This window comes from Streptomyces sp. ADI95-16, assembly GCF_003721495.1.
In the GTDB taxonomy this organism is placed as follows: Bacteria; Actinomycetota; Actinomycetes; order Streptomycetales; family Streptomycetaceae; genus Streptomyces; species Streptomyces goshikiensis.
The window spans coordinates 2,623,759-2,638,628 of sequence record NZ_CP033581.1 but is presented as its reverse complement, the minus strand read 5'-3'; the positions used below and the strand labels follow the sequence as shown (position 1 = coordinate 2,638,628).

The window sequence follows — 14,870 nt, the reverse complement described above, 5'->3', positions numbered from 1 at the left end:
CGCTCAGCCCCCCTGCACGGCGGTGAGGATCTCGACCCGGTCGCCCTCGCCGACCGGTGTGGCCGGCCACTGGCCGCGCGGGACCACGGTCTCGTTCAGTGCCGCGGCGACGCCGGCCGGCGCCGCGGTCAGGGTGGCGACCACCGCGTCGAGGGTGGTGCCGGCCGCGATCTCGCGCGGCTCGCCGTTGACGGAGATGGTCATGCGTACGACTCCTGACGTGCCGGGGTGAAACGACCCGGGGTGAAGGGGCGGGCGATCTCCGGTACCGCGCCGGTGGTCAGCAGCTCCGCCATCACATCGCCGGTGAGCGGGGTCAGCAGCACCCCGTTGCGGTAGTGCCCGGTGGCCAGGTGCAGCCCCGGCAGGGCGGTCGGCCCGAGCAGCGGGGCGTTGTCGGGGGAGCCGGGCCGCAGCCCCGCCCGGGTCTCGGACAGCGGGAGTTCGGTGATGCCGGGCACCAGTTCGTGGGCGTCGCGCAGCAGCTCGTACACCCCGCCGGCGGTGACGGTGGTGTCCCAGCCGAGTTCCTCGCTGGTGGCGCCGACGACGAGTTCGCCGTTCTCGCGCGGGACCAGGTACACGTGGCTGCCGCGCACGACGGCCCGTACGGTGCGGGACAGGAACGGCCCGTACCCGGCCGGCACGGTCAGCCGCAGCACCTGCCCCTTCACCGGCCGCACCGGCGCCGCCACCTCCGGCGGTACGCCGGCCAGCCGGCCGCTGAGCGACCCCGCGGCCAGCACCACCTGGTCGGCGCGGAGCACCTCGGCGTCGTCGAGCCGTACGCCGACCGCCCGGTCGGCGGCGGTGAGCAGCCGCTCCGCGCTCGCCCGGCGGATCTCGACCCCGGCGCGCTCGCAGGCCGCCAGCAGCGCGGCCGCCAGCCGGCGCGGGTCGACCTGGTGGTCGCCGTCCACGCGCAGCCCGCCGCGCACGCCCGGGGCCAGCATCGGCTCCAGGCGGCGGCACTCGCGCCCGGTGAGCCACTCGGACTCCAGGCCGCAGCGCCGCTGGAGCGCGTGCAGCTCGCGCAGGTGGAGCCGGTCGTCGGCGTCGAGGGCCACGGCGAGGGTGCCGCAGGCGCGGTAGCCGATGTCCATCCCGCCGCTGGCGTCGGCGAGTTCGGCGGCGAACTCGGGGTAGCGGGCGGCGGAGGCGAGGTTCAGCCCGAGCAGGGTCTCCTCGCCGTAGTGCAGTTCGGTGACGGCGGCGAGCATGCCGGCCGCGACCTGCGCGGCGCCGCCCCCGGGCGCCGGATCGGCGAGCACGGTGCGCAGCCCGCGCCGGGCGGCCCGCCAGGCGGTGACCAGCCCGATGATCCCGCCCCCGATGACGAGGACGTCGGATCCCCCGTCGGATCCCTTCCGAGATGAGTGCATGGGCGTCCAGCCCCTCCCTTCGCCGGCATGACCCGGATCAGGTTCGTACGGTCGGAGGCCGCCCAGCCTCCCTCTCAGCCCGGTGCGCCCGGACTCCCGCGATAGGTTCGGTGGCCAGACTAACCCCGGCGCCGGTGCCGGGTAAGGCTGCCTCCCCGGCCACTGTTCCTGACGAAGCGTCAGTTGATTAGGCTGGGCCGGGTGAGCGAGCAGACGGAACAGACTCAGGGCGGCGTCGTCATCGTCGGCGCCGGAATGGCCGGGGTGCAGACCGCGGTCGCGTTGCGGGAGCAGGGGTGGACCGGCCGCGTGACGCTGCTGGGCGCCGAGCCGCACCAGCCGTACGACCGGCCGCCGCTGTCGAAGGCGGTGCTGCTCGGGAAGGCCGAGGACTCCGCGTTCGACGTGGACTTCGAGGGCCTCGGCATCGAGCTGCGGCTCGGCGTCGAGGTCACCGGCCTGCGCGGCGCCGAGCGCGAGCTGGACACGGAGGCGGGACCCGTCCCGTACGAGGTGCTCGTGCTGGCGACGGGCGCCGAACCGCTGACCCTGCCGGGCGCGGAGGGCGTCCCCGGCGTGCACCTGCTGCGCACCCTGGACGACGCGGCGCGGCTGCGCCCGGTGCTGGCGGCGGCGCCGGCGATGGTGGTCGTCGGGGCGGGCTGGATCGGCGCCGAGTTCGCCACGGCCGCGCGCGAGGCGGGCTGCGAGGTGACGGTCGTCGAGGCGGCGGACCGGGTGCTGGCGGGCGCGCTGCCGGCGGAGGTCGCCGCCCCCATGGCGCGGTGGTACGAGGAGGCGGGCGCCACGCTGCTGACCGGGGCGCGGGTGGCCGCGGTGGAGGCGGGCCGGGTCCTCCTCACCGACGGCCGCGCGCTGCCGGCGGGCGCGGTGGTCGTCGGCATCGGGGCCCGGCCCGCGACGCGCTGGCTAGCGGGCTCGGAGGTCGAGCTCGGCCCCGACGGCTCGGTCACGGCGGACGCGTACCTGCGGACCACCGCGGCGGGGGTGTACGCGGTCGGCGACTGCGCCTCCTTCCCGTCGGGGCGGTACGGGGCGCGGCTGCTGGTGCACCACTGGGACAACGCGCTGCAGGGGCCGCGGGTGGTCGCGGCGAACGTCCTGGGCGGCGGGGCCGAGCGCGTTTACGACCCGGTGCCGTACTTCTGGTCGGAGCAGTTCGGACGGTTCGTGCAGTACGCGGGCCACCACGGCGACGCCGACGGGCTGGTGTGGCGCGGCGACCCGGCCGGCGAGGCCTGGTCGGTGTGCTGGCTGCGGGACGGGGCACTGGCCGCGCTCCTCGCCGTGGGCCGCCCCCGCGACCTGGCCCAGGGCCGCCGGCTCATCGAGGCGGCCACCCCCGTCGACCCGGCGCGGCTCGCCGATCCGGCCGTCCCCCTGAAGTCCGCCACCCTCCGCTGAGCTCCCCCGGGAAGGCCCTGAACAGGGGCCCGGGACCCGGACGGGGTGGTCCAGGTACCGGCGGGGAGTCCGAGATGGCAGGCTTGTGCCCGTGACCGAGATTGACGCAAAGATCGATGCCCTTGTCCCCGACTGGCTGTACCTCCCCGACATCGCGGAGATGCTCGACATCGAAGTGACCCGGGTCCGCCAGCTGGTCAAGGAAGGTCAGCTGCTCGCCGTACGCCGGGGCGAGAACCGTTCGCTCCAGGTGCCCGCCCCCTTCATCGACGGAGACAAGATCGTCAAGGGCCTGGTCGGCCTGCTGACCGTGCTCCGCGACGACGGCTTCTCCGACGCGGAGATCCTGGAGTGGATGTTCACCCCGGACCCGACCCTGCCCGGCACCCCCGCGCAGGCGCTGAGCGAGAATCGCGGCACGGAGGTGAAGCGCCGCGCTCAGGCGCTTGCCCTCTGACCTGATCCGCATCCGCTCCACCGCGGTGTACGGGCCGAGCGCGCGGGCCCGTACGCCGCCACCACCCCGGGGGGTACCCATGCAGCAGCTGTCCGACGCCCGGCTCTACCTGTGCACGGACGCCCGCAAGCGGCAGGGCGACCTCCCCGAGTTCCTCGACGCCGTCCTCGCCGGCGGAGTGGACGTCGTCCAGCTCCGCGACAAGGGCATGGAGGCCGGCGAGGAACTCGAACACCTGCGGGTCTTCGCCGACGCGGCCCGCCGGCACGGCAAGCTGCTCGCCGTCAACGACCGCGCCGACGTCGCGCACGCCATCGGCTCCGACGTCCTGCACCTCGGCCAGGGCGACATCCCGGTGCCCGCCGCCCGCGCCATCCTCGGCGAGGACCTCCTCATCGGGCGCTCCTGCCACGCCGAGTCCGAGGTCGACGCCGCCGTCGCCGAGCCCGGCGTGGACTACTTCTGCACCGGCCCCTGCTGGCCCACCCCCACCAAGCCCGGCCGCCACGCGCCCGGCCTCGGCCTCGTCCGGTACGCCGCCTCGCTCGCCCAGGACCGGCCCTGGTTCGCGATCGGCGGCATCGACGGAACGAATCTGGACGAGGTGCTCGACGCGGGCGCCACCCGCGTCGTCGTCGTCCGGGCCCTCACCGAGGCCTCCGACCCCGGCGCCGCCGCCGCCGACCTGGCCAAGCGCGTCCGCGCCCGCCTCCCGTAGGCCCGCCCGCCCGCTCCCCGTAGGTGTCCAAAAACGTGTCCAATGGGTGGACGTCGCTTCGGCGTGCGCCGGGCCGCGTCTAACCTGCCGGTATGGCCCTTGGTACCGCTTCCACCTGGTCGGATCGTGCGCACACGGTCCGCGATCTCCTCGCGTCCGGGAGCTCGTACTCGTTCGAGTTCTGGGCCCCCAAGACCGAGAAGGGCGAGCGCAACCTCTGGGAAGCCCTCCGCCGGGTCGAGGCGGTGGCCCCGAGCTTCGTCTCCGTCACCTACGGAGCCGGCGGCTCCACCCGCGGCGGCACCGTCCGCGCCACCGAGCAGATCGCCGCGGACACCACGCTGACCCCCGTCGCCCACCTCACCGCCGTCGACCACTCCGTCGCCGAGCTGCGCCACGTCATCGGCCAGTTCGCCGACGCCGGCATCCGCAACATGCTCGCGCTGCGCGGGGACCCGCCGGGCGATCCCATGGCGCCCTGGGTGAAGCACCCCGAGGGCGTGGACTACGCCGCCGACCTGGTCCGTCTCCTGAAGGAGTCCGGCGACTTCTGCGTCGGGGTCGCCGCGTTCCCCGAGATGCACCCGCGCTCGGAGGACTGGGACACGGACATCCGGCACTTCGTGGACAAGTGCCGCGCGGGCGCCGACTACGCGATCACCCAGATGTTCTTCCACCCGGAGAATTATCTGAGGCTGCGCGACAGCGTCGAGAAGGCGGGCTGCGAGACCCCGATCATCCCCGAGGTCATGCCTGTTGTGGGGATCAAGCAGCTCGACCGGCTGCCCCAACTGAGCACCGCCGTCTTCCCCGACGCCGTGAAAGAGCGGATGCTCGCGGTCAAGGACGATCCGGCCGCTGTACGCTCCATTGGCATCGAGTTCGCCACGGAGTTCTGCGCGCGGCTGCTGTCCGAGGGTGTCCCGGGACTGCACTTCATCACGCTGAACAATTCCACGGCGACTCTGGAGATCTACGAGAACCTGGGCCTGCACCAGCGGGCCTGATCGGCCGTACGTACCCGTGGGCGGCCGTATCGAGAGGGGCGGGGCCACGCATGGGAATGACGGTCCTCTACATCGCGTTCGGCTTCGTCGCGCTGTGGCTGCTTGCCGAGGTCCTGATGCAGTACAAGGCCCGGCTGCGCTGGCGCCTGCTCGCCTTCGCCGGCTTCGTCGGTGTGGTCGCCGGGGTGGTGCTGCCGTCCGTGCTGGTCATCGCGGCCGGCGCGGCCGCGTTCGCCGTCGGCCAGACCCTGGTGACGCTGTCCTTCCGCAAGGGCTTCGTGGCCGGCTGGGCGCTGCGCCGCGGCGGTGAGCCCGTACGGCAGACCCGGCGCCGCCGCGCCGGCGGACCGCGCCCCGGACCCGCGCTGAAGGTCACCGCACTGGAGTACGGCCCCGGCGACGACCCCGCGGACTCCGGCGCCGCGGCCGACCCGGCCGACCAGGCCGACCCCGATGCGGAGAGCGTGTTCGGCGTGAAGTCCCCGGACGCCGAAGCGGTCTACAGCCCGCAGCCGCTGCCCGAGGAGACCGGCTCGTACGGGATACAGAGCTTCGCCCCGACCGCCGACGCGAGCCAGACGGCGCCGTTCGCCTCGCCGTTCACCACGGCCGAGCAGGACGCCCACCAGTACGCCCACTACGACCCGCAGACCCAGGGCCAGGGTCAGGGCGGCTACGACTACGGCTACGGCTACCCGGCCGGCGAGCAGCAGGTCTACGCCGCCTACTCGGACCCGTACATCGGCACCGGCGGCGGCGTCGCCCCCCAGCAGCCCTATTACGACGGCGGGTACGCCGCCCCGTACGCGGGCCAGGCCCCGGACCCGTACGCGCAGCAGCAGTACTCCACGGACACCCCGCCCGGCGGCGTGTGGGTGCCGCAGCAGCGGGACGCCGCGCAGCCCTACCCGGGCGAGGAGCAGACCCCGGTCGCGTACCCGCAGGACCAGCAGGACCAGCAGCACCAGCAGCAGGGCTACCCGTACCAGGGCGGCACCGGGGAGTACGGGCAGTACCGCTACTGAGCGGTGCTCACTGGGAGCCGCGGAAGCCGGCGCCCTCCACGATCAGCCCGGCCACCAGGGCCCCGGTCATCCCGGCGTGCGCGAGCCCGCCACCGGGGTGCGCCCAGCCGCCCGCCAGGAACAGCCCCGGCAGGGCGGTGGCGTTCGCCGGGTGGAGCAGCCGGCCCCCGGCTCCCGCGACCGACGGCGGGGGCACCGCGCCGCCCACCGCGCCCGTGGCCCGCGCGACATCGGCGGGGGTGCGCGGCTCCTGCCACAGCAGCCGCTCGCGCAGCCCCGGCACGGCCCGCCCGGCGGCGGCGAGGAGCGCCTGCGCGTAGCGGGCCGTCAGCGCCGGGTCCGACCAGTCCAGCACCCCCTCGGGGGCGCACACGGCGCTCACCGTGACGGCCTCGTGGTCCGCGTCGGGCCGGGTCGCCGGGTCGTCGGGCCGCAGCACCGTCACCGTGGGCGGTGCGGTGTGCTCCCCGGCGAAGGCGGTCCGGGCCTCGGCGGCGAGGCCGGGGGAGTGGACGACCGTGCGGTGCGCGGCGTCGGCGGGCCGGGCGCCGCGCAGGGCGAGGAAGAGGGTGATCCGGCTGGGCACCCCGGGCCCCCGGGCGGGGACGGCGCCGGCCGGCCGGGGCACGGAGGCGGGCGGCAGCTGCCGCGGGTCGATCCCGCAGACGACGAAATCGGCGGGGGCCTCGGCGCCGTCGGCCAGCAGCAGCCCGGCCGCCCTGCCGTCGCGGACCAGCACCTCCCGGACCGCGGCGCCGAACTCGAAGGTGACCTTCCGCTCCAGGCAGCGCTCGTACACGGCGGTGGCCAGGGCGCGGATGCCGCCGCGTACGTACCAGCTGCCGAAGGTCTGCTCCATGTACGGGAGGACCGTCGCGGCCGCCGGGGTGGCGGCGGGGGCCAGGCCGTGCGCGAGCACCGGGCTCTCCAGCAGGCCCGTGAGCCTTCCGCCCAGCTCCCGCTCGGCCACCTCGGCGAGGGTCGGCGGCCGACGGCGCAGCAGCCCGCTCCCGCGCAGCGCCGGGTACGGCTCGCGGCCCAGCACCCGCCAGTCGGTGCGCAGCGGCTCCTCCAGCAACGGGCGGCGGGTGGCGTCCCAGGCGTCGCGGGCACGGCCCAGGACGGCGCTCCAGCGCCCGCCCGCGCCCGCGCCGAAGGCCTGGTCGAGGACGGCCTCGGCGCCGCCGCGCGAGACGTTGGGGAGGGTGACCTCGCTGCCGTCGGGCAGCAGGTGCCGTACGGCCGGGTCCACCTGGACCAGCTCGACGCACTCCTCCAGCGGCCGCTTGCCGGTCTTCACGAAGAGGTCGCGGTAGACGGCGGGCAGGTGCAGCAGCCCGGGGCCCGTGTCGAAGGCGAAGCCCTCGCGCTCGTACCGGCCGACCGAGCCGCCGTAGGTGCTCCCGCGCTCGTACACCGTCACCTGGTGGCCCGCCACGGCCAGCCGGGCCGCCGTCGCCATCGCGCCCATGCCGGCGCCGATCACCGCAATTCGTGCCATGCGGCTGAGCCTATCGACCGGGACGGGCCGGGATCGACCCAGGTCAGCGGGGTGGCGCCGGGCCGCTCCCGCTGGTCCCGGCCGTCCCGGCGGACTCGCGGGCTTCGGCGGCGAGGTGCCGCTCCTCGCGGCGCTGGGCGCGGCGGCGCAGGAAGCGTCGGATCCGGGCCCACAGGAACACCAGCGTGGCCAGGCCCAGGGCCAGCAGCACGGCCGCGATGATCGCGGCGACCTGCGGGTTGAACATCGCGAAGGTGACGATTCCGGCCACGCCGAGGTCCTCGGCGAGGCTCATCCCCACGTTGGTGAACGGCTCCGGGGAGGTGTTGATCGCCATCCGGGTGCCGGCCTTGACGAAATGGCTGGCCAGGGCCGTGGAGCCGCCGACCGCCCCGGCCGCGATGTCGGAGAGCGAGCCGCTCTGCCCGGCCAGCAGCGCGCCGATCACGGCACCGGCCAGCGGCCGGATCACCGTGTGGAGGGCGTCCCATATCGAGTCCACGTACGGGACCTTGTCGGCCACCGCCTCGCAGAGGAACAGGACGGCCGCGACGATCAGCACGTCGGTGCGTTGCAGCGACGCGGGGACGTCGTCGGTCAGTCCGGTCCGGCCGAAGATGCCGAGCAGGAGGACCACGGCGTAGGCGTTGATCCCGCTGGCCCAGCCACTGGTGAAGACCAGGGGGAGCACACTCACCTGATCATCATGCCGCAGAAGGGGGCCTGAGGACACGCGTGAGGGGACGGCCGCCGCAGGGCAGCCGTCCCCTCATCGAAATCCGTAGGCCCTACTGGCCGTGTTCATCGCGGCGGCGCTGCCACCGCTCCTCGATCCGGGTCATCATCGACCGACGCTGCCGGTTCTGGCCGTGGCCCGAACCGCTTGCACTACCGGAGACGGGCTGCTCGCCGGGCTTGGGTGCCTTGCGCCAACCGGTGACCACGAGAACCGTGCATCCCAGCATGACGAGGAATCCCACCACGCTGATCCAGAGCACGCTCTGCCAGATCACGCCGGTCATGAGGAGCGCGATACCCACCACAATGCCTGCGACTGCCATGTAAACCCGTCGCCGGGTGTACGTGCGCAGTCCGCTTCCCTCAAGCGCTGTCGCGAACTTGGGATCTTCGGCGTACAGCGCTCGCTCCATCTGCTCGAGCATTCGCTGCTCGTGCTCCGAGAGCGGCACGGGAGTCCTCCTCATCCGTCGGTCGCGGGGGGGAGCGACCAGGGGTCCCCTTCAGGATAGGCGGGGAATCGCCCCCGTGATACCCGCCCTCGACGCCACGCTCTGAAAAAGCACCGCGGCGATCCGTACCGCCGAAAAGGCGCGGTCACTGAGGCGTTTATTCCCCAATGGCCCGGCCGCCATGCCGGTCGGTGTCCTCGATCATACGGGTCCGACCGGCTCGGCGGAGGGTGTACGGCCGACTCGGTGCGCTACAGCGCCGCAGATCAGGCGGGCTTCTCGCCAAGGACGTGCAGTTGCGTGGCGACCGCGTGGAAGGCGGGGAGCTCGGCCGCGGCCTCCTCCAGGCGCAGCAGGGCCTCGACCGCGCCGGGCTCGGTGTCGACCAGGACCCCGGGCACCAGGTCGGCGAAGATCCGCACGCCGTGCACCGTGCCGACCTCCAGGCCGGCGCCCCCGACCAGCTCGGTGAGCTGCTCGGCGGTGAAGCGGCGCGGCACCGGGTCGCCGGTGCCCCAGCGGCCCGCCGGGTCGGTCAGCGCGGTGCGCGCCTCGGTGAAGTGGCCGGCCAGCGCGCGGGCCAGCACGGCCCCGCCGAGACCGGCGGCGAGCAGGCTGAGGACGCCGCCGGGCCGCAGCGCCGCGAAGGCGTTGGCGACGCCCTCGGCCGGGTCGTCGACGTACTCCAGCACGCCGTGGCAGAGCACCACGTCGTACGCGTCGCGCTCGACGACATCCAGCAGGCCCTGGGCGTCGCCCTGGACGCCGCGCACCAGGTCGGCGACGCCGGCCTCGGAGACCCGGCGCTCCAGCCCGAACAGCGCGTTCGGGCTGGGGTCGACCACGGTGACGCGGTGACCCAGCCGGGCCACCGGGACGGCGAACTTGCCGGTGCCGCCGCCGGTGTCCAGCACGTCGAGCACATCCCGCCCGGTCGCCTTCACCCGGCGGTCGAGGGCCTCCTTGAGGACCTCCCACACCACAGCGGTGCGAAGGGAGGCACGGGGGCGGGAAGTGTCCGACACGGCTGATGGCTCCTCGGCGCGGTAAGGGTGAGCGGTACGGGCCCCACCCTATTGCCTCGGGCTGCCGGGGATCTCATCCCGCGTCCGGACGCTCCGGACGGGGCGTCGGCAGGGCCGGGGCGGCCACCGGCCGGAGCGCGAGCATGCGTTCCACCAGGCGCAGGAACATCGCGACTTCGCGCACCAGGTCGTCCGCCTCCCGCGCGGTCGCCGCACCCGGTATGCCCGCCTCGGCCCGGGCCCGGCGGGCGGCGCCGGACGCGAACAGCGCGCTCCACTCCGTCAGCTCCGGTGCCGTTTCCGGCAGTACCTCCCAGGCGGGCCGGATCCGGGGCCGCCGACGCGGGTTCACCGGCTCGGGCCGGCCGCGCGCGGCCAGTACGGCCGCGGCCGCGCGCAGCGCCGCGAGGTGCGCCGTGGCGTACCGCTCGTTGGGGCTGGGCAGTTCCGCCGCCTCGGCCAGACCGCAGCGGGCCTTGGCGAGCAGATCGAGGGCAGCCGGTGGGGCCGCCGACTTCCGCGGGACGGGGTGGACAGGGGACGGGGACGGTGTGGCCATGACGAACCTCCTGTCGATGCGTGGTGCTGTCGCTTGTGCCGTGTAGTGCCTCTTGCTCGTCGTGTGGTGCCTTGTGCCGTGTTGCGTGGATCCATCGTGACGTGCCCCACTGACAATCGCTCTGACCTGTGGGTTTGTCGTGTCTGTCCGAGTAACTACCCCCCACCGCGCGCCGGATGCGCCGGAAGGTGCTAGTTTTTGAACTGACCAGTCAGTTCAAAAGGGAGGGGACGGCGTGGACAGCCCGCACGGTGCGGCCGTCAAAGCCGAGGACTTCGGACTCAAGGGCCCGCGCGGCTGGGTGTTCCGGAACATCGGGATCGATGCGGCACCCGGCTCGATCACCGCGGTCGAAGGCCCCTCGGGCAGCGGCCGGACCTGTCTGCTCCTTGCCCTCACCGGCCGGATGAAACCCACCGCGGGCCATGCCGAGGTGGGAGGCCACCGGCTGCCGAAGAAGATGGCCGCGGTCCGCCGGATCGCCGCCCTCGGCCCGGTCTCCGGCGTCAACGACCTCGACCAGGCCCTCACCGTCGCCGAGCAGCTGCGCGAAGGCGCCCTGCTCCAGCGCCGCTACGAGGGCCCGCTCCGCGCCCTGCTCCGCGCCCTGCTCCGGCCGCGCGGCGAGCGCCGCGCCTCCACGGCCGCCCGGATCGAGGAGGCCCTGGCCGTCGCCGGCCTGGACCTCGCGACCCTGCCCAAGGGGCCCCGTACCTCCGTGCGCGACCTGGAACGCCTGGAGTCCGTACGCCTGTCCGTGGCCATCGCGCTGCTCGGCGCCCCGCGGCTGCTGGCCCTCGACGACCTGGACCTCAAGCTCTCGGACGCCGAACGCGCGGAGGCCTGGGCCCTGCTCCGCGCCATCGCCGCGCGCGGGACCACCGTCTTCGCGGTGTGCAGCGAGGCGCCGCAGGACATACCGGTGGTCCGCACCGGAACCCCGGCCAAGACCGCCGAACCGGCGCCATCCGATCCGCAGCCGGCCACGAAGCCGGATCCGCAGCCGGCCACGAAGCCGGATGCGCAGCCGGCCACGAACCGGGACATGACACCGGGCACGAAGCCGGATGCGGAGCCGGATGCGGCGCCGGACGCGGCGCCGGACACGAAGCCGGAAACGAACACGAAGCCGAACACGAAGGGGACGGACGATGCGCTCGCCGAAGCTCGCCGCGCTTGAGCTGAAGCGGTTCGGGCGGGGAAAGCTCCCCCGGGCCGCCCTCGTCGCGCTGCTCCTGCTGCCGCTGCTCTACGGCGCGCTGTACCTCTGGTCCTTCTGGGACCCGTACGGCCGCCTCGACAAGGTGCCCGTCGCCCTCGTCAACTCCGACCAGGGCGCCACCGTCGACGGCAAGCACCTCGACGCCGGCGGCGAGATCACCAAGAAGCTGCGCGACAGCCGGACCTTCGACTGGCGCGAGGTCAGCGCCGACGAGGCGGCGAAGGGTCTGGAGGACGGGAAGTTCTACCTGTCCCTGACCATGCCCGCCGACTTCAGCGAGAAGATCGCCTCCAGTTCCGGGGACGACCCCACCACCGGCGCGCTCCAGGTCCGCACGAACGACGCGAACAACTACGTCGTCGGCTCGATCTCCCGCACCGTCTTCTCCGAGGTCCGTTCGGCGGCGTCCACCAACGCCTCCCGCGGCTTCCTCGACAAGATCTTCGTGTCCTTCTCCGACCTGCACGACAAGACGGCCGAGGCCGCCGACGGCGCCGACCAGATCAAGGACGGGGCCGGCAAGGCCCAGCAGGGCGCCAAGGACCTCGCCGAGGGCCTCGACACGGCCGAGGAGAAGTCCGGCGAGCTCACCAGCGGGCTCAAGCAGCTGGGCTCGGGCGCCGCACAGCTGAAGACCGGAACGCGGGGCATCGCCGACGGCACCCAGAAGCTCGCCGACAAGATGGACGGCGTCGCCGGCAAGGCCCGGCCCTTCCTCCAGGACCCCAAGCAGCTCGCGGACACCGCCGTGCTGGTCGCCGACACCGCCAAGGTCACCCGGAACCACCTCGACAAGTTCGTCGAGAAGGCACCGGCCGCCGCCCGCATCTCCCAGTTCCTCGCGACCCGGACCGCCGCCGACTACAACGAGTGGTGCGGCCCCGGGACCAAGACCTCCCCCGCCCTCTGCGAGCGGTTGAAGAAGACCAAGGAGGTCGCCGCCGAGGGGGCCCAGCTCAGCGGCGACGTCAACACCCTGGTCAAGGGCTCGGGCGGGGACATCGACAAGCTCCGCAAGCAGCTGACCGAGCTGGAGAACGACGCCCGCGCGATCGCCGTGAAGGCCCCCGCGCTGGGCTCTGACCTCAAGACCGCCGTCAGCCAGGTCAACGCCCTCAACGACGCCGCCCACAAGGTCGCCTCCGGCATGGCCACGCTCCACACCGGTCTGGGCACCGCCACCAGCGGCTCCGGCAAGCTCGGCGAGGGCGTCGGCAAGCTCGGCGACGGCGCGCACACCCTGCAAGGCGGCATGTTCAAGCTCGTGGACGGCAGCGGCACCCTCGCCGACGGCCTGCACGACGGTGCCGGCAAGATCCCGGACTACGACGAGAAGCAGCGCGACGCCCGCACCGAGGTCATGGCCGACCCGGTCAAGCTCGCCAACCAATCCCTGCACAAGGCGCCCAACTACGGCACCGGCTTCGCCCCGTACTTCATCCCGCTCTCCCTCTGGGTCGGCGCGATGGTCGCGTACATGCTGATCGCGCCGATGAACAAGCGGGCCCTGGCCGCCGGTGCCTCGCCCTGGCGGATCGCCCTCGCGGGCTGGCTGCCCGTGGCCGGCCTCGGCGCGGCGCAGGTGGCCATGCTGATGTCCGTACTGCACTGGGGGCTCGGCCTGGACATGGCCCGGCCGGCCCTGACCATCGCCTTCCTGATGCTGGTCACCGCCTGCTTCGCGGCGATCGTGCAGTGGCTCAACGCCAAGTTCGGCGCGGCCGGGCGGATCCTGGTGCTGGCCGTCCTGATGCTCCAGCTGACCTCGGCGGGCGGTACGTACCCCGTTCAGACCAGCCCGGGCTTCTTCAACGCGATCCACCCGTACCTGCCGATGTCGTACGTCGTCGAGAGCCTGCGCAAGCTCATCACGGGCGGCGATCTCGGCCCCGTGTGGCAGGGCTGCGCGGTCCTGACGGCCTTCACGTTCGGCGCGCTCGCCCTCACCGCCCTCGCCGCCCGCGGCAAGCAGGTGTGGACGATGGACCGGCTCCACCCGGAACTGAGCCTGTAAGGAGGCGTTGACCTGTGAGAATCAGCGCCATGGAAAGCAGCAGCACCGGTACGGGTACCGGCAGCGGCCGTCGTCAGGCCACCCGGCAGAAGCTCTATGAAGCGGCTGTCACCCTCATCGCGGAACAGGGCTTCTCGGCCACGACGGTCGACGAGATCGCCGAGCGGGCGGGGGTAGCCAAAGGCACGGTGTACTACAACTTCGCCAGCAAGACCGACCTCTTCGAGGAACTGCTGAGGCACGGGGTCGGTCTCCTGACCGAGTCCCTGCGGACGGCGGCGCAGGAGACGGAGGCCCGGGGCGGGACCCGCGTGGAGGCGCTGGACGCGATGATCCGGGCGGGCCTCGTGTTCATCGACCGGTATCCGGCCTTCACACAGCTGTACGTCGCCGAGCTGTGGCGCACCAACCGGGCGTGGCAGTCCACGCTGATGGTGGTCCGGCGGGAGGCGGTGGCGGTGGTGGAGACCGTGCTGCGGGAGGGGGTCGAGCGGGGCGAACTCAGCCCCGAGATCGACGTGCCGCTGACCGCTGCCGCGATGGTGGGGATGGTGCTGGTCGCGGCGCTGGACTGGCAGTCGTTCCAGAGCGAACGCTCCCTGGACGACGTGCACTCGGCGCTGTCGCTGCTGTTGCGGGGCCGGGTGAGCGGAAGCCGGTGAGGTACCCCCGGTCGGCGGTGCCGCGGGGGTGGTGGGGGCGCGTAGAACTGAGTACCCGTACCTAGGCGCGGAAATGAGTACGCGTACGGATGGGCTCCCACCTGCGGAAACAGCAGACTGGGGGACGACGGACAGGGGCCCTCGGGCCGCACCGCGGACACGGGGCCGCGGAGCGGCCCAGGGCCTCGTCCCTCGCCGGGAAGGTACGGGGGCCCGGCTACGCGAAGACGCCGGGCGGTGAGGCTCCAGGGGGAACGAGCCTCACCGCCCGGCGTTTTTCCACACCCCCCGCCACCGCCGCCCCGCGCCGGACGATCCAGCCCGTCGGCGTGGCCCCGCGCCGGACGATTCAGCCCCGTCGACGTGGCCCCGCGCCGGACGATTCAGCCCCGTCGACGTGGCCCCGGGCCCGACGATTCAGCCCCGCCACCGCGGCCCCGCGCCGGACGATTCAGCCTCGCCGGCGTTTGAGGCGCGGGTCTGGGCGGAGCCCAGGGAACGGTGGAAGGGCGGGTAGGGGACAGCCCCGCAGGGCGGTCGCCGGGGGCCAGCCCCCGGACCCCCGGTCCTCAAACGCCGGACGGGCTGGAATGGCCGGCGAGGCCGGGTTTGCCGACGGGGCCGGGGGGTGCCGGCCAGGCCCGGGGTGCCGGCGGGGCCGGGGGTTGCCGGCCCCGGCCAGG

At 73.7% G+C, this 14,870-nt stretch carries 15 protein-coding genes and 1 riboswitch; of the genes, 8 read left to right on the top strand and 7 right to left on the bottom strand.

Annotated features, from left to right (window positions below):
* Positions 1-3 precede the first annotated feature (3 nt).
* Positions 4-204: a sulfur carrier protein ThiS gene (gene thiS / locus EES41_RS11475; RefSeq protein WP_073798971.1), complete on the bottom strand. Its 201-nt coding sequence runs from the start codon at positions 202-204 to the stop codon at positions 4-6.
* The gene (gene thiO / locus EES41_RS11470; protein WP_123077785.1) at positions 201-1,382 is read right to left on the bottom strand and encodes a glycine oxidase ThiO; all 1,182 of its coding nucleotides are present in this window, start codon (positions 1,380-1,382) and stop codon (positions 201-203) included. The genes thiS and thiO overlap by 4 nt, the downstream gene beginning before the upstream one ends.
* A riboswitch (TPP riboswitch) is annotated at positions 1,380-1,492 on the bottom strand. (Overlaps the previous gene by 3 nt.)
* A gap of 91 nt (positions 1,493-1,583) precedes the next feature.
* Between thiO and EES41_RS11465 the strand changes: the two genes are divergently transcribed.
* From EES41_RS11465 to EES41_RS11445, 5 genes are all read left to right on the top strand, one after another.
* Positions 1,584-2,807, top strand: coding sequence for an NAD(P)/FAD-dependent oxidoreductase (locus EES41_RS11465; protein ID WP_123077783.1), 1,224 nt, complete (start codon positions 1,584-1,586; stop codon positions 2,805-2,807).
* 91 nt (positions 2,808-2,898) lie between these two features.
* Positions 2,899-3,264: an Rv2175c family DNA-binding protein gene (locus EES41_RS11460; RefSeq protein ID WP_123082394.1), complete on the top strand. Its 366-nt coding sequence runs from the start codon at positions 2,899-2,901 to the stop codon at positions 3,262-3,264.
* 79 nt (positions 3,265-3,343) lie between these two features.
* Positions 3,344-3,982: a thiamine phosphate synthase gene (gene thiE, locus EES41_RS11455; RefSeq protein ID WP_073774455.1), complete on the top strand. Its 639-nt coding sequence runs from the start codon at positions 3,344-3,346 to the stop codon at positions 3,980-3,982.
* Positions 3,983-4,074: 92 nt separating this feature from the next.
* On the top strand, positions 4,075-4,989 hold the full coding sequence (gene metF, locus EES41_RS11450) for a methylenetetrahydrofolate reductase [NAD(P)H] (RefSeq protein ID WP_073774454.1): 915 nt from the start codon (positions 4,075-4,077) through the stop codon (positions 4,987-4,989).
* A 50-nt stretch (positions 4,990-5,039) separates the two neighbouring features.
* Positions 5,040-6,014 carry a hypothetical protein gene (locus EES41_RS11445; RefSeq protein WP_254211407.1) on the top strand — a complete coding sequence of 325 codons (975 nt, stop codon included), beginning with the start codon at positions 5,040-5,042 and terminating at the stop codon, positions 6,012-6,014.
* A 7-nt stretch (positions 6,015-6,021) separates the two neighbouring features.
* On the opposite strand, the gene EES41_RS11440 is transcribed toward EES41_RS11445, so the two are convergent.
* From EES41_RS11440 to EES41_RS11420, 5 genes are all read right to left on the bottom strand, one after another.
* Positions 6,022-7,515, bottom strand: coding sequence for an NAD(P)/FAD-dependent oxidoreductase (locus tag EES41_RS11440; RefSeq protein WP_174261673.1), 1,494 nt, complete (start codon positions 7,513-7,515; stop codon positions 6,022-6,024).
* A 43-nt stretch (positions 7,516-7,558) separates the two neighbouring features.
* Positions 7,559-8,212: a DUF4126 domain-containing protein gene (locus EES41_RS11435; RefSeq protein ID WP_123077777.1), complete on the bottom strand. Its 654-nt coding sequence runs from the start codon at positions 8,210-8,212 to the stop codon at positions 7,559-7,561.
* Positions 8,213-8,303: 91 nt separating this feature from the next.
* Entirely contained in the window at positions 8,304-8,705 is a 402-nt protein-coding gene (locus EES41_RS11430) for a DUF3040 domain-containing protein (protein ID WP_008738733.1), read from the bottom strand.
* Between the two features lie 266 nt (positions 8,706-8,971).
* Positions 8,972-9,730: a methyltransferase domain-containing protein gene (locus tag EES41_RS11425; RefSeq protein ID WP_123077775.1), complete on the bottom strand. Its 759-nt coding sequence runs from the start codon at positions 9,728-9,730 to the stop codon at positions 8,972-8,974.
* Positions 9,731-9,803: 73 nt separating this feature from the next.
* Positions 9,804-10,289, bottom strand: coding sequence for an SAV_6107 family HEPN domain-containing protein (locus EES41_RS11420; RefSeq protein WP_123077773.1), 486 nt, complete (start codon positions 10,287-10,289; stop codon positions 9,804-9,806).
* A 235-nt stretch (positions 10,290-10,524) separates the two neighbouring features.
* Between EES41_RS11420 and EES41_RS11415 the strand changes: the two genes are divergently transcribed.
* From EES41_RS11415 to EES41_RS11405, 3 genes are read left to right on the top strand one after another with little or no spacing between them, the layout of a single operon-like run.
* Entirely contained in the window at positions 10,525-11,469 is a 945-nt protein-coding gene (locus tag EES41_RS11415) for an ATP-binding cassette domain-containing protein (protein WP_123077771.1), read from the top strand.
* Complete coding sequence (locus tag EES41_RS11410; protein WP_123077769.1) at positions 11,441-13,525, top strand: YhgE/Pip domain-containing protein; 2,085 nt, start codon at positions 11,441-11,443, stop codon at positions 13,523-13,525. The genes EES41_RS11415 and EES41_RS11410 overlap by 29 nt, the downstream gene beginning before the upstream one ends.
* A 29-nt stretch (positions 13,526-13,554) precedes the next feature.
* Entirely contained in the window at positions 13,555-14,187 is a 633-nt protein-coding gene (locus tag EES41_RS11405; RefSeq protein ID WP_037791502.1) for a TetR/AcrR family transcriptional regulator, read from the top strand.
* Positions 14,188-14,870 lie beyond the last annotated feature (683 nt).

Bases quoted from the DNA above. Each gene is read 5' to 3' on its own strand.
- thiS (WP_073798971.1), bottom strand. From the start codon at position 204: ATGACCATCTCCGTCAACGGCGAGCCGCGCGAGATCGCGGCCGGCACC.
- thiO (WP_123077785.1), bottom strand. From the start codon at position 1,382: ATGCACTCATCTCGGAAGGGATCCGACGGGGGATCCGACGTCCTCGTC.
- thiE (WP_073774455.1), top strand. From the start codon at position 3,344: ATGCAGCAGCTGTCCGACGCCCGGCTCTACCTGTGCACGGACGCCCGC.
- metF (WP_073774454.1), top strand. From the start codon at position 4,075: ATGGCCCTTGGTACCGCTTCCACCTGGTCGGATCGTGCGCACACGGTC.
- EES41_RS11445 (WP_254211407.1), top strand. From the start codon at position 5,040: ATGGGAATGACGGTCCTCTACATCGCGTTCGGCTTCGTCGCGCTGTGG.
- EES41_RS11440 (WP_174261673.1), bottom strand. From the start codon at position 7,515: ATGGCACGAATTGCGGTGATCGGCGCCGGCATGGGCGCGATGGCGACG.
- EES41_RS11420 (WP_123077773.1), bottom strand. From the start codon at position 10,289: ATGGCCACACCGTCCCCGTCCCCTGTCCACCCCGTCCCGCGGAAGTCG.
- EES41_RS11410 (WP_123077769.1), top strand. From the start codon at position 11,441: ATGCGCTCGCCGAAGCTCGCCGCGCTTGAGCTGAAGCGGTTCGGGCGG.
- EES41_RS11405 (WP_037791502.1), top strand. From the start codon at position 13,555: ATGGAAAGCAGCAGCACCGGTACGGGTACCGGCAGCGGCCGTCGTCAG.